This is a genomic window from Dinoroseobacter sp. PD6, assembly GCF_028807315.1.
GTDB lineage: Bacteria > Pseudomonadota > Alphaproteobacteria > Rhodobacterales > Rhodobacteraceae > Dinoroseobacter > Dinoroseobacter shibae.
This window is the reverse complement of sequence record NZ_JARAMN010000001.1, coordinates 628,064-640,433: the sequence shown is the minus strand read 5'-3', so window position 1 is coordinate 640,433 and position 12,370 is coordinate 628,064. Positions and strand designations below refer to the sequence as shown.

The 12,370-nt window shown below is 66.8% G+C and carries 12 protein-coding genes; 7 read left to right on the top strand and 5 right to left on the bottom strand.

What is annotated here, in order from left to right; genetic code table 11:
• Nucleotides 1–2 precede the first annotated feature (2 nt).
• The 3 genes from PVW48_RS02995 to PVW48_RS02985 all read left to right on the top strand — a co-directional run bounded on the left by PVW48_RS02995 (nucleotide 3) and on the right by PVW48_RS02985 (nucleotide 1,927).
• The gene (locus tag PVW48_RS02995; RefSeq protein WP_012178143.1) at nucleotides 3–188 is read left to right on the top strand and encodes a DUF3553 domain-containing protein; all 186 of its coding nucleotides are present in this window, start codon (nucleotides 3–5) and stop codon (nucleotides 186–188) included.
• A gap of 120 nt (nucleotides 189–308) precedes the next feature.
• The gene (locus tag PVW48_RS02990) at nucleotides 309–1,085 is read left to right on the top strand and encodes a GNAT family N-acetyltransferase (protein ID WP_274580218.1); all 777 of its coding nucleotides are present in this window, start codon (nucleotides 309–311) and stop codon (nucleotides 1,083–1,085) included.
• Nucleotides 1,082–1,927 carry a lysophospholipid acyltransferase family protein gene (locus tag PVW48_RS02985; protein WP_274580217.1) on the top strand — a complete coding sequence of 282 codons (846 nt, stop codon included), beginning with the start codon at nucleotides 1,082–1,084 and terminating at the stop codon, nucleotides 1,925–1,927. The genes PVW48_RS02990 and PVW48_RS02985 overlap by 4 nt, the downstream gene beginning before the upstream one ends.
• Here the strand turns inward: PVW48_RS02985 and gluQRS are convergent.
• From gluQRS to gyrA, 3 genes are all read right to left on the bottom strand, one after another.
• Nucleotides 1,891–2,754 carry a tRNA glutamyl-Q(34) synthetase GluQRS gene (gene gluQRS, locus PVW48_RS02980; RefSeq protein ID WP_274580216.1) on the bottom strand — a complete coding sequence of 288 codons (864 nt, stop codon included), beginning with the start codon at nucleotides 2,752–2,754 and terminating at the stop codon, nucleotides 1,891–1,893. The genes PVW48_RS02985 and gluQRS overlap by 37 nt on opposite strands.
• Nucleotides 2,755–2,793: 39 nt before the next feature.
• On the bottom strand, nucleotides 2,794–4,149 hold the full coding sequence (gene trmFO, locus PVW48_RS02975; RefSeq protein ID WP_274580215.1) for a methylenetetrahydrofolate--tRNA-(uracil(54)-C(5))-methyltransferase (FADH(2)-oxidizing) TrmFO: 1,356 nt from the start codon (nucleotides 4,147–4,149) through the stop codon (nucleotides 2,794–2,796).
• A gap of 167 nt (nucleotides 4,150–4,316) precedes the next feature.
• Nucleotides 4,317–7,058 (bottom strand): DNA gyrase subunit A, encoded by a 2,742-nt coding sequence (gene gyrA, locus PVW48_RS02970; RefSeq protein ID WP_274580214.1) that lies wholly within the window; start codon nucleotides 7,056–7,058, stop codon nucleotides 4,317–4,319.
• A 191-nt stretch (nucleotides 7,059–7,249) separates the two neighbouring features.
• Here gyrA and PVW48_RS02965 point away from each other — a divergent pair, with 191 nt between their 5' ends.
• A complete protein-coding gene (locus tag PVW48_RS02965; RefSeq protein WP_012178149.1) occupies nucleotides 7,250–7,519 on the top strand; it encodes an usg protein in 270 nt (89 codons plus the stop codon).
• A gap of 138 nt (nucleotides 7,520–7,657) precedes the next feature.
• On the opposite strand, the gene PVW48_RS02960 is transcribed toward PVW48_RS02965, so the two are convergent.
• Nucleotides 7,658–8,125 (bottom strand): disulfide bond formation protein B, encoded by a 468-nt coding sequence (locus PVW48_RS02960; RefSeq protein ID WP_274580212.1) that lies wholly within the window; start codon nucleotides 8,123–8,125, stop codon nucleotides 7,658–7,660.
• Between the two features lie 78 nt (nucleotides 8,126–8,203).
• Nucleotides 8,204–8,815, bottom strand: coding sequence for an exopolysaccharide biosynthesis protein (locus tag PVW48_RS02955; RefSeq protein ID WP_274580211.1), 612 nt, complete (start codon nucleotides 8,813–8,815; stop codon nucleotides 8,204–8,206).
• Between the two features lie 393 nt (nucleotides 8,816–9,208).
• Between PVW48_RS02955 and PVW48_RS02950 the strand changes: the two genes are divergently transcribed.
• The 3 genes from PVW48_RS02950 (at nucleotide 9,209) to PVW48_RS02940 (ending at nucleotide 12,368) form a co-directional block, all read left to right on the top strand.
• Nucleotides 9,209–10,252 carry a TRAP transporter substrate-binding protein gene (locus PVW48_RS02950; RefSeq protein WP_274580210.1) on the top strand — a complete coding sequence of 348 codons (1,044 nt, stop codon included), beginning with the start codon at nucleotides 9,209–9,211 and terminating at the stop codon, nucleotides 10,250–10,252.
• A 185-nt stretch (nucleotides 10,253–10,437) separates the two neighbouring features.
• Complete coding sequence (locus PVW48_RS02945) at nucleotides 10,438–11,019, top strand: TRAP transporter small permease (RefSeq protein ID WP_012178153.1); 582 nt, start codon at nucleotides 10,438–10,440, stop codon at nucleotides 11,017–11,019.
• Nucleotides 11,016–12,368, top strand: coding sequence for a TRAP transporter large permease (locus PVW48_RS02940; protein WP_274580209.1), 1,353 nt, complete (start codon nucleotides 11,016–11,018; stop codon nucleotides 12,366–12,368). Before PVW48_RS02945 ends, PVW48_RS02940 begins: the two co-directional genes overlap by 4 nt.
• Nucleotides 12,369–12,370 lie beyond the last annotated feature (2 nt).

Sequence of the window (12,370 nt, the reverse complement as noted above, 5' to 3'; positions counted from 1 at the left end):
CCATGTCTGAACTCAACGCCCTGCTGGAGCCCGGGATGTTCGTGCGCAACCCCGCCGAGCCGGACTGGGGCATCGGACAGGTGCAGTCGAACATCGACAGCCGCATCACCGTGAATTTCGAGAACGAGGGAAAGGTGGTCCTCGACGGTCGGCGCGTCGCACTGGATCGGCTTTTCGACATGGACTGACGTTCCTTGAATGAGTGTACCAAAAAGCTAACAACAACCCTAGGTTGTGTCAACGAATGTCATGTCCCATGGACGATGCGGATGACATGATGCCTGAACACGCCTTGCAGACAGCGGACCATGTTGACCCACACGCCCCGATTTGACGTGAAACTCGCCACCACGGCAGAGGAATTGCGTGCGGCCCAGCGGTTGCGCTACGAGGTCTTCGTGGCCGAGTTGGGGGGTGGCGGGGACCTGGTGGATCACGACGCGCGGCTGGAAAGGGATGCGTTCGATCCGCTCTACGAGCATCTTCTGCTGCGCGATCTGGCGCGGCCTGCCGACGATTTGTGCGGGGTGGTCGGGGTCTACCGGCTCTTGCGCGATGCGGCCCTGCCGGCGGGGCGAGCCTTTTATTCCGAGGGGGAGTACGATCTTGCGCCCCTGCGGGCCACGGGCCGCCGCCTGCTGGAGCTTGGGCGCTCCTGCGTTCATGCCGATTACCGCGGCGGGCTGGCGATGATGGCGCTCTGGGGCGGGCTGGCGGAATATGTCGAAGCCCACGGGATCGAGGTGCTCTTCGGCGTGGCCAGCTTCCATGGCACGGATCTCGACGCGCTGGCGGCGCCTCTGTCGTTACTGCACCACCGGCATATGGCCCCGAAGGACCTGCGCGTGCGGGCCCAGCCGGACCATTTCCAGACCATGAACCTGATCTCCGAGGCTCAGCTCGACATCGTGGCGGCGAACCGCGCCATCCCGCCCCTGATCAAGGCCTACCTGCGGCTCGGTGGTGGGGTCGGGGAGGGCGCCTTCGTGGATCACGCCTTCAACACCACCGATGTCTGCCTGGTGATGGACACCACGCGAATGTCCGAGAAGCGCAAGGCATTTCACATCGCACGCGTGTCATGAGCACCTGGTACGGCGACGCGCCGCCCTGCACGCCGCGGCGGCTCGGCGCGGGGGACTGGGCGCGGATCGGGCTGCGGGGTGTGCCCCTGGCGGTCGTGGTGTTCGGCGGGCTCGCGGTGCTCTTGCTCCTGCGTCTGGTCGAGCGCCCCCTCTGCGGGCCGGACCGCCCGGTGACGCCGCATGTCACCACCGCCGTGTGCCGCGCGGCGCTCTGGCTGATCGGGCTGGGCTACGGGGTGCGCGGGCGGCCCATGACCGGCCAGGGCGCGCAGGTCGCCAACCACGCCAGCTGGCTCGACATCTTCGTGCTGAACGCGTGTCAGACCGTCTATTTCGTCTCCAAGGCCGAGGTCGCCCGCTGGCCCGGTATCGGCTGGCTGGCGCGGGCCACGGGCACGGTGTTCATCGCCCGCGACCGGCGGGAGGCGCCGGCCCAGACCGCGCTCTTCCGCGACCGCACCCTTGCCGGGCATCGCCTGCTGTTTTTCCCCGAGGGCACGAGTTCGGACAGCCAGCGCATTCTGCCTTTCAAACCAACGCTTTTCGCGGCGTTCTTCACCGACGATCTGCGTGAAACCTGCGCCATCCAGGCGGTGACCGTGACCTACCACGCGCCCGCGGGGGCCGACCCGCGCCTCTATGGCTGGTGGGGCGATATGGAGTTCGGCGCGCATTTCCTGCAAGTGCTGGCGCTGCCGCGTCAGGGTCGGGTGGTGGTGCAATTCCACGATCCCATCGCGGTCTCGGAGGTGACCGACCGCAAGGCCCTCGCCCAACTCTGCGAAACCCGCATCCGCGAGGCGTTTCACACAGAGCTTTCAAACAACGCGATAACCTGCTGAGGCGACAGCCCTTCCGCCCGATAGGCCGACAGCGCCCGCGCATCGTCGCGCTTGGCCAGCCGCTTGCCGGTCGCGTCGCGGATCAGGCGGTGATGGTGGTAGTCCGGGACCGGCAGCTCCAACAGGGCCTGCAGCACCACATGGATCGCGGTTGCCTCGAACAGGTCGCGCCCGCGCACCACATGGGTGATCCCTTGCGCGGCATCGTCCACCACCACCGACAGGTGATAGGAGGTCGCCATGTCCCGGCGGCACAAGACGACATCCCCCACATGGGTCAGCAAGGTCTCCGGGGTCAAACCGACATATCCACCGTGCCCCCCAAGCCCCTCACCCGTCTCGCTAAAGCCCAACTCGCGCGCGCCGAGTGCGGCCAGCGCCGCCGCCATGTCCAGCCGCAGCACCGCACCCTCGGGCCGGGCGCCGCCCCGGTCCCGCCCGCGACAGGTGCCGGGATAGACCACGCCGTCCGGGCCCAGGAGCGGCGCGCCCTCCTGCGGGGCGCGCGCGGCCTCCTGGATGTCCCGGCGACTGCAGCTGCAGGGATAGAGCAAGCCGCAATCCCACAGGGCATCGAGCGCCGCGGCATAGGCTTCGGCCCGCTCGGACTGCCGCATCACCGGCTCCGGCCAATCCAGGCCCAGCCAGCGCAGATCCGCGTAGATCAGCGCCTCCCATTCCGGGCGCGCGCGGCTCGGATCGATATCCTCGATCCGAAGCAGGAAGGTGCCGCCCGCCGCCTGCGCCATCCGCCACGCCGTCAGGGCGGAGAAACCGTGACCCAGATGGAGCGGCCCGGTGGGCGAAGGGGCAAAGCGGGTAATCATCTAAGGATCAATGGGTTGCAGGGCGAACTTGACGCTCGGTCACTCCGCCGCCAGCGCCGTCTGCCCCAGCCAGCCCTGCCAGGCGGCCTTGGCGCGGTCGGTATAGCCCTTGTAGCGTTCCTTGCGGCCCCGCCGCCCGCCGCGCACCCCGTCGAGCGGCGGGAAAAGCCCGAAATTGACATTCATCGGCTGAAAGGTCTTGGCCTCCGCGCCCCCGGTGATGTGATGGATCAGGGCGCCCATGGCGGTCTCCTGTGGCGGGCTGGCCAGCGGCGCGCCGAGGATCTCGGCGGCGGCCATCCGCCCCGCCAAGAGCCCCATCGCCGCACTTTCCACATAGCCCTCGACCCCGGTGATCTGCCCCGCAAAGCGCAGGTTGGGCCGCGAGTGCAGCCGCATCTGGTCATCGAGCAAGGTGGGCGCGTTGATGAACGTATTGCGGTGAATGCCGCCCAGCCGGGCAAACCGGGCCTCCTCCAGCCCCGGGATCATGCGCAGGACTTCTTTCTGCGCGCCGTACTTCATCTTGGTCTGGAAACCCACGATATTATAAAGGGTTCCCAGGGCGTTATCCCGGCGAAGTTGAACTACGGCATGGGCCTTGACGTCGGGCTGGTGCGGGTTGGTCAGGCCCACGGGTTTCATCGGCCCGTGGCGCAATGTCTCCCGCCCGCGTTCGGCCATCACCTCGATCGGCAGGCAGCCGTCGAAGTAACCGGCGGTCTCGCCCGGTTTGAACTCGGTTTTCTCCGCGGCCAGCAGCGCGTCGATGAATGCCTCGTACTGGTCGCGATCCATGGGGCAGTTGAGGTACGCGGTGCGCTCTTCCTCGGTCTCGCCCTTGTCGTAACGCGACTGCATCCAGGCCTTGGTCATGTCGATACTGTCGAAATAGAGGATCGGTGCGATGGCGTCGAAAAACGCCAGGCTTTCCTGCCCGGTCTCGGCGGCAATCGCCTCGGCCAGCGCGCCGGAGGTCAGCGGACCGGTGGCGATGATCCACTTGCCCTCCGCGGGAAGCGACGTGATTTCAGTGCCTTCCACGCGGATGTTCGGGTGCGCGCGGAGCCGTGCAGTCACCGACTCCGCGAAAGGCTCCCGGTCCACGGCGAGCGCCCCGCCGGCCGGGAGCGCATGGGCATCTGCCATCTCCATGATCAGCGCACCCGCGGCGCGCATCTCCCAATGCAGCAGGCCCACCGCGTTCTGCTCGTCATCGTCGGAGCGGAAGGAGTTCGAACAGACCATCTCGGCCAGGTGGCCGGTCTTGTGGGCGAAGGTGCCGACCTTGGGGCGCATCTCGTGGATCACCACGGACACGCCCATCTGCGCGGCCTGCCAGGCGGCCTCGGATCCGGCCATGCCGCCGCCAACGATATGCAGGGTCTCGGTCATCACGGTATCCTCCTGATCCAGCGGAAAAGCCTGTCGGCTTTGTTCTTTTTTCCAGGCGCCTGCATCTGCCCCGAGCCCCGGGGCCCGAACGCGGGAACGGAGCCCGTCGGGCTCCGTCTATCACCTGTTTCGGGCCGGTCTGTCCAGCCCCGGACCGGTTGGTGGCCTCAGCCCGCCTCGGGGGCCGGGTCGCCGCCGTCTTCTTCACCCTGGTCGGCGATATAGGCCACCGAGACCACCTGTTCCCCGGGCGCGGTGTTGAACACCTTGACGCCTCCGGCGGCGCGGGAGCGGAAGCTGATGCCATCCACGGGACAGCGGATCGACTGGCCGGTGGAAGTGGCCAGCATGATCTGGTCATCGATCTCCACCGGGAAGCACGCCACCAGCGGGCCGCCCCGCATCGCCTTGTCCATGGCCGTCACCCCCTGGCCGCCCCGGCCACGCACCGGGTAGTCGTGGGATGAGCTGATCTTGCCGGTGCCGCCCTCGGTGATGGTCAGGATCAGGTCCTCGGCCGCCGACATCTCGGCATAGCGCTCGGGGCTCAGCTGCCCGGCTTCGACGGCGTCCTCGTCCTCGCTCTCGGCCTCCTCGGAGAGCCCGGCCACGGCGCGGCGCATTTTCAGGTAAGCGGCGCGCTCCTGCGGGTCGGCGACGAAATGCCGGATCACGGCCATCGACACCACCCGGTCGCCCTCGGCCAGCCGCACGCCGCGCACGCCGGTCGAATCGCGGCCCTTGAAGACCCGTACATCCGTGGTGCGGAAGCGGATCGCGCGGCCCAGAGCGGTGACCAGCATCACGTCGTCCTCTTCGGAACAGATCCGCGCCTTCACCAGGCTGACGCCCTCGGGCAGTTTCATGGCGATCTTGCCGTTGCGCATGACATTGGTGAAATCGCTCAGCGCGTTGCGCCGGACGTCCCCCGCCGAGGTGGCGAAGACGATCTGCAGGTCGGCCCAGTCTTCCTCGGCCCGGTCCACAGGCATGATCGCCGCGATGGAGGTGCCGGGGTCGATCGGCAGCACGTTGACCAGCGCCTTGCCACGCGCGTTGCGCCCCCCCGAAGGCAGGCGCCAGGTCTTGAGCTTGTAGACCATCCCGTCCGTGGTGAAGACCAGAAGCGGCGTGTGGGTGTTGGCCACGAAGAGGGTCGTGACCACGTCGTCTTCCTTGGTGGCCATGCCCGCCAGGCCCTTGCCGCCGCGCCGTTGGGCACGGAATTCGACCAGTGGGGTGCGCTTGATATAGCCGCCGGAGGTGACGGTGACGACCATGTCCTCCCGCTCGATCAGGTCCTCGTCCTCCATGTCGCCGGACCAGTCGGTGATCTCCGTGCGGCGGGGGACGGCGAATTGATCCTTCACCTCGCGCAGCTCGTCCGAGATGATCGCCATGATCCGGGAGCGCGAGCGCAGGATGTCGAGGTATTCCTGGATCTTCGCGGCGAGCTCCTGCAGCTCGTCAGTCACCTCCTTGACGCCGATCTGGGTCAGGCGCTGCAGCCGCAGATCGAGGATCGCGCGGGCCTGGGTTTCCGACAGGTTGTAGGTGCCGTCCTCGTTCATCGTGTGGGTCGGGTCGTCGATCAGCCGGATGTAATCGGCGATGTCGGCGGCGGGCCAGCGCCGGGTCATCAGCTTCTCGCGCGCCTCGGCGGCGTCGGCGGAGGCGCGGATGGTGGCCACCACCTCGTCCACGTTCGAAACCGCCACCGCCAGACCGCAGAGCACATGGGACCGCTCGCGCGCCTTGCGCAGGTCATAGGCCGTGCGGCGCGCGACAACTTCCTCGCGGAAGGTTATGAAACTGCTCAGGAAATCCTTGAGCGTCAGCTGCTCGGGCCGGCCGCCGTTCAGCGCCAGCATGTTGCAGCCGAAAGAGGTCTGCATCGGCGTGAAGCGGTAGAGCTGGTTCAGAACCACCTCGGGGGTGGCGTCGCGTTTCAGCTCGATCACCACGCGGACGCCGACCCGGTCGCTTTCGTCCTGCACATGGGCGATGCCTTCGATCCGCTTCTCGCGCACCAGTTCGGCGATCTTCTCGATCATGGAGGACTTGTTGACCTGGTAGGGGATCTCGTCGAGCACGATGGCGTAGCGGTCCTTGCGCAGCTCCTCGATCCGGGTCTTGGCGCGGATGATGACCGAGCCGCGGCCTTCGAGATAGGCCTTGCGCGCGCCGCCCCGGCCGAGGATCTGCCCGCCCGTGGGAAAATCCGGGGCGGGGATGTATTGCATCAGGTCCTCGACCTCGAGATCCGGGGTCTCGATCAGCGCGAGCGTGGCGTCGATCACCTCGCCCAGGTTATGGGGCGGAATGTTGGTCGCCATGCCCACGGCGATGCCGCCCGCGCCATTGACCAGCATGTTCGGAAACCGCGCCGGAAGGACCGTGGGTTCGCGATCCTTGCCATCATAATTGTCTTGAAAATCAACGGTCTCCTTCTCGATATCCGCAAGAAGCGCCGCCGCCGGTTTGTCCATCCGCACCTCGGTGTAGCGCATGGCCGCGGGGTTGTCGCCGTCCATGGAGCCGAAGTTGCCTTGCCCGTCCAGAAGCGGCAGGGACATGGAGAAATCCTGCGCCATCCGCACCAGGGCGTCATAGATCGCGGAATCGCCGTGCGGGTGGTACTTGCCCATCACGTCGCCCACGGGGCGGGCGGATTTGCGATAGGCCTTCTCGTGGGTGTTGCCGGTCTCGTGCATGGCGTAGAGGATCCGCCGATGCACCGGTTTCAACCCGTCGCGGAGGTCCGGAATCGCCCGGCTCACGATCACGCTCATGGCGTAATCGAGATAGGAGCTCTTCATCTCTTCGGCGATCGAGATGGTTTCCTGTATCCGACCGCCGCCGGGCGGAGTTTCGTCTGTGTTTTCAGGGGGTTCCGGGGTATCGGTCACGAGGGCAGGCGTCCTTTACAAGGTGCACAATATTTAGTTGTCGAAAGTATAACAGAACCTTCATCTTGCGCACAAGTTGTGCGTTTTGCCTGTAAGCAGCCTCGGGCGGTGAGTGCTAACATACTGTTCTTATTGATTTATTATTTTTTCTATGGCGAGATGGTCTCACGGCACTCAGAATGGAGATCTTGATGAAGGCAAGTGAGACCGAATTGATGCTTCGCGGCTACGGGCTGACCACGGCGGAGATGTTCTACAGGATGCCCGATCACCCCAGTGTTCTCAACACGTTCATCTGGCAGGATTACGATCTGGCACCGGATTATCCGCGGCTCTTCAAGTTCATCGAATTCTGGCAGGACGAGATCGAAGGCGCGCTGCATTCGGTCCGGTTCGCGCATCGCAAACAGATCTCGCCGGGCGACTGGCGGCATGTCACCCACGAGGTCACGCTGCACTGAAATCGCCCCGACCGAGCGCTGTCCGACCGCGTCGGATCGCTGTCGGACAGGTGTCGGCCATGTGTCGGGCAAGTGTCGGGCACCTTCGCACGGTGGCGTAAGGATCCGGTAACGTCTCCGGCGGCTGTGGCGCGGCGGTCAGGCCCGGCGCGCGCGCAGCAGCGCGAGCGCCCAGAGCCCGGCAAGGCCGAGGCTCAGCACCATGTTCCAACTGGCCATGGACAGGCCGAGCATTTGCCAGGCGACCTCGTCGCAGCGCACCAGCGGCGCCTCCATGATCTGTGCGAGCAATTCGTCCGGGCTCAGCCCGCCGATCTCGCCCGAGGAACAGGTGGAGGGGCCTTCCCACCAGCCGCGCTCCACGCCTGTGTGATAGCCGCCGATCCCGGCGGTGGCGAGCGCACCGCCCAGGCCCAGCCAGGCCGCCAGCGGTGTGACCAGGGCCAGCATGCCCGCGGCCACGGCCAGCGCATGGGGCCAGCGTTGCCAGACGCACATCGCGCAGGGCGCCAGCCCGCCGAGATACTGGAACCCCCAGGCCGCGAGCAGCAGCGCCAGCGAACCGCCGGCGGCAAGAAGGGCGAATGTTCGGGCGTCAAGATGCATCGAGACCTCGGACAGGCGCGGACGGGGCCGCGGGATGGGTGTTGTCCCAGAATGGGACAAGACGGGCGCGGAACGCAATCACAGGCCGATCCATGACCTGAGCAGGCTGATCAGGGTCGCCCCGGCCACGATCAGGGCCCCGATCCAGGCTGTTCCCAGGAGAGTGCCCAGGATGACGAGGATCCCGTCCCGCTGCAACAGGCCCATGGCGACGATGACGACCGCGAAGCCGGGCACGGTGTTGGTCGACGGCAGCGGCACCAGGATCGACGCGCTGAACAGGACCAGCGCCAGCCCGACGATGCGGTCGGCGGGCCCATGGGTCAGGGCGGCAAGACGGGGGCGGCTGACGGCCTCGATCCGGTGCAGCCAAGGCTCCGCGCGCGCCGCAAGGCGCGACAGCGCCTCGGTCTGAACCTCGCGCGTGCTCAGGCGCTCGGGCAGCCAGGGGGTCTGCCGTCCGAACAGGATCTGGGCGGAGACGAACATCAGCGGCAGGGCGACGATCTGAGGAATGCCGTAGAGAAAGGGGATGCAGCAGGGCAGGGCGAGGATCAGCAGGAACAGGCCGAACGCCCGTTCGTGAAGCTGCGACATGACCCAGCCCAGCGACACGGAGGGGCCGTTCGCACCCGCCGCCAACTGGTGCAGGCGGTGGGATATCGCGAAATGCTCGGGCGATGATGGCATTATCGAGGCTCCCGCGTCGATCGCGCGCCGCAGACCGGATCGGGGGCGGAGGGAGGCCAGCAAGCGCATCTCTCGGTGGTCGGCAGCGGCATACCGGGCACGCGCGGGGAAGACCGCGCCTGCGATGAGGGGCACGCAGGCCGGGGCGCGTGGCGAGGCGGGGTCGGGCCGACACCCCAGTCATGCAGTTTCCGGATCATGCTTGCCTCGATGACTTTGCGCCCCATGCACCATGCGCGCGGCGCGCGGTCAATCCCCCGGCCGGGTACTGGGGGCATCAAACATCTGGCACTTTGGACAGGGCGCGTTAGAGTTTGCCCAAGGCGATGCGCGGCACCAAGAACCGGCGCGCGCCCGGGATATCGCGATCATTCGTTCCAGGGAGGGAACACCATGAACACATTGCTCAAAACTGCCCTGACCGGGGCAGTGGCCCTGTCACTGTCCGCCGGTCTCGCCGCCGCGCAGGAGGTCACGCTGCGCTGTCAGCATTTCCTCAGCCCGCAGGGGTCGATCCCGAAGTTTTTCATCACGCCCTGGGCGGAGAAGATCGAGGCGGAGTCCGAAGGCCGCATCAAGGTGGAGATCTATCCGGCGATGCAGTTGGGCGGCAAGCCGCCCGCGCTTTATGACCAGATCCGCGACGGGGTGATCGATTGCGGCTGGGCGCTGCCGGCCTATACGCCCGGGCGATTCCCCGAGAGCGAGGTGTTCGAGCTGCCCTTCATGACGACCATGTCGGCGGAAAACTCCTCCCGTGCGGCGTGGGAGTTTACCGAGAAGTACCTGATGGAGCGGATGGGTGACATCCACCTGATGGCGGTCCATGTCCACGGACCCGGGGTGATCCACAAGAAGGGCGCGCCGATCATGAGCACCGCGGATTTCGACGGGCTCAAGCTGCGTGGTCCGTCGCGGCAGGCCAACAAGTTGCTGGAGACCCTGGGCGCGACGCCGGTGGGCATGCCGGTTCCGGCGTTTCCCGAGTCGCTGTCCAAGGGGATTGTCGATGGCGGGGTCATCCCGTGGGAGATCGTGCCGCCGCTGAAGGTGCATGAGCTGGCCGACAGCCACACCCAGATCGGCGGGGACCGGGCGCTTTACAACACCTTCTTCCTGTGGGGGATGAACAAGGCGACCTATGAGGGCTTGCCGGAGGATCTAAGGGCGATCATCGACGCCAATTCCGGACTGGAGGCCTCGGCCTGGGCCGGGCGCGCGATGGACCAGGGCGACGGGCTCGGCGAGGAGGTCGTGGCGGGCACGGACAACAAGATCCACACGCTGGACGATGCCACGGTGGCGGAGCTGCGCAAGATCGGCGACGATCTGACCGCGGCCTGGATCGCCGAAATGGAGGACAAGGGCCTGCCCGGTGCGGCCATGGTGGACGATGCCAGGATGCTGATCACCAAGCACGAGGATGGCAGCAGCTGAGCGGCGGGTCGTCCGAGCGGAGCCATTTTGATGACCGGGGTTCGGGCGGCGCATCCGTCCGGCCCCTTTTTTTCCGCCGCGCGGCCCCTTGCGCCGCGCGACGGGACCGCTAAACCGGGGGGCGTCCGGATGCGCGGGTTGCGCGCGCGGGCTTTCCGATCCCGATCCGCAAGAGGCTCGTTAGCATGATCGCACCCACCTGGGAGGCCCGGACGGGCCGGGCGCTGGAAGCGCTGGCGCGCGCCATGGCCTATGGCGGCGGGCTGGTGCTGGTGGCGATTGCGGTGATCACCGTGGCGTCGATCATCGGGCGGGCGCTGATCGGGCTGGGCCTGGGGCCGATCACCGGGGATTTCGAGTTGGTGGAGGCGGGCTGCGCGGTGGCGATCTTCGCGTTTCTGCCCTGGTGCCAGCTCAAGCGCGGGCATGTGACGGTGGATATCTTCGTGGATCGGCTGCCGCCGCGTATCCATGCGCTGACCGGGCTGATCGGTGACGGGCTGATCGCGCTGGCGGCGGGCGTGATCTTCTGGCGGCTGTGGCTGGGGTTCGGGGAGAAGTTTCCCTATGGCTCCGAGGGGCTGCGGGAGGCGCTCGGGATGGGCTTCAAGCCGTTCTTTCCCGAAACGACCTACGAGCTGGAGCTGCCGGTGTGGATCCCTTACGCGCTGGCGGTGACCGGGGCGGCGGTGTTCCTGGTCGTGGCGCTCTATACGGTGTGGCGCAGCCTGAACTGGGTGCTTGCCGGGCGGGAGGGCCGGGCATGAGCGGCGTGGAGCTGGCGCTCACGGGCTTTGCGCTGATGCTGGGGGCGATTTTTTTGCGGGTGCCGATCGCGGTGGCCATGGGGCTGACCGGGTTCATCGGGACATGGGTGGTGCTGGGGCATCCCAACGCGACGCTGAGCCAGATGAAGACCCTGAGCTACGACACGTTTTCGAGCTATTCGCTGTCCATCGTGCCGCTCTTCCTGCTGATGGGGCAGTTCGCCACGAAGTCGGGCATGTCGGCGGCGCTGTTCCAGGCGGCGTCGGACTGGCTGGGGCACCGCAAGGGCGGGGTGGCGATGGCAGCCGTGGGGGCCTGCGCGGGGTTCGGGGCGGTGTGCGGGTCGTCGCTGGCCACGGCTTCGACCATGGGGCAGGTGGCCCTGCCGGAGATGAAGAAGCGCGGCTATTCCGACAGTCTCAGCACCGGGGTGCTGGCGGCGGGGGGCACGCTGGGCATCCTGATCCCGCCTTCGGTGATCCTGGTGATCTATGCGATCCTGACCCAGCAGAACATCGTCAAGATGTTCATCGCCGCGCTCATCCCGGGCATCATCGCGGCCCTTGGCTACATGCTGACCGTGGCGATCTATGTGCGCGTGAAACCGGACGCGGCCACCACCGCGCCGCGCATTCCCATGGCCGACCGGATGCGGACCCTGTGGCGGATCTGGCCCGTGGTGGTGATCTTCGGTCTGGTGATGGGGGGCATTGCTGGGGACTGGAACTGGGCCCAGGACGGGGTGCAGGCGCTGTTCACGCCCACCGAGGGCGCGGCGGTGGGCGCGGTGGCCACGGGGATCTACGGCTGGGCCACGGGCGGGTTGACCTGGAAGGGGTTGCTCGAGTCGATCCTGGAGACCGCGCAGGCCTCGGCGATGATCTTCTTCATCGTGCTGGGCGCGCAGCTCTTCAATTCCTTCCTTGCGTTCACACAGGCGCCGCAGCAGCTGGCCGAGTGGGTGACGGCCCAGGGCTTCGCGCCGCTGGTGGTGCTGTCGGCGATGTTGGTATGTTACCTGATCTTCGGTTGCGTGATGGACAGCCTGTCGATGATCCTGCTGACCATCCCGATCTTCTTTCCCATCGTCATGGCACTGGATTTCGGCCTGACGCCCGAGGAGGCCGCGATCTGGTTCGGCATTCTCGCGCTGATCGTGGTGGAGGTCGGGCTGATCACGCCGCCGGTGGGCATGAACCTGTTCATCATCAACTCCATGGCGCGCGACGTGCCCATGGGCCGGACCTATCGCGGGGTGGCGCCCTTTGTCGCCTCGGACCTGGTGCGGGTGGTGATCCTCGTGGCCTTTCCGGGGATCACGCTGTGGCTGGTCGGCGTGATGTTCTAGGG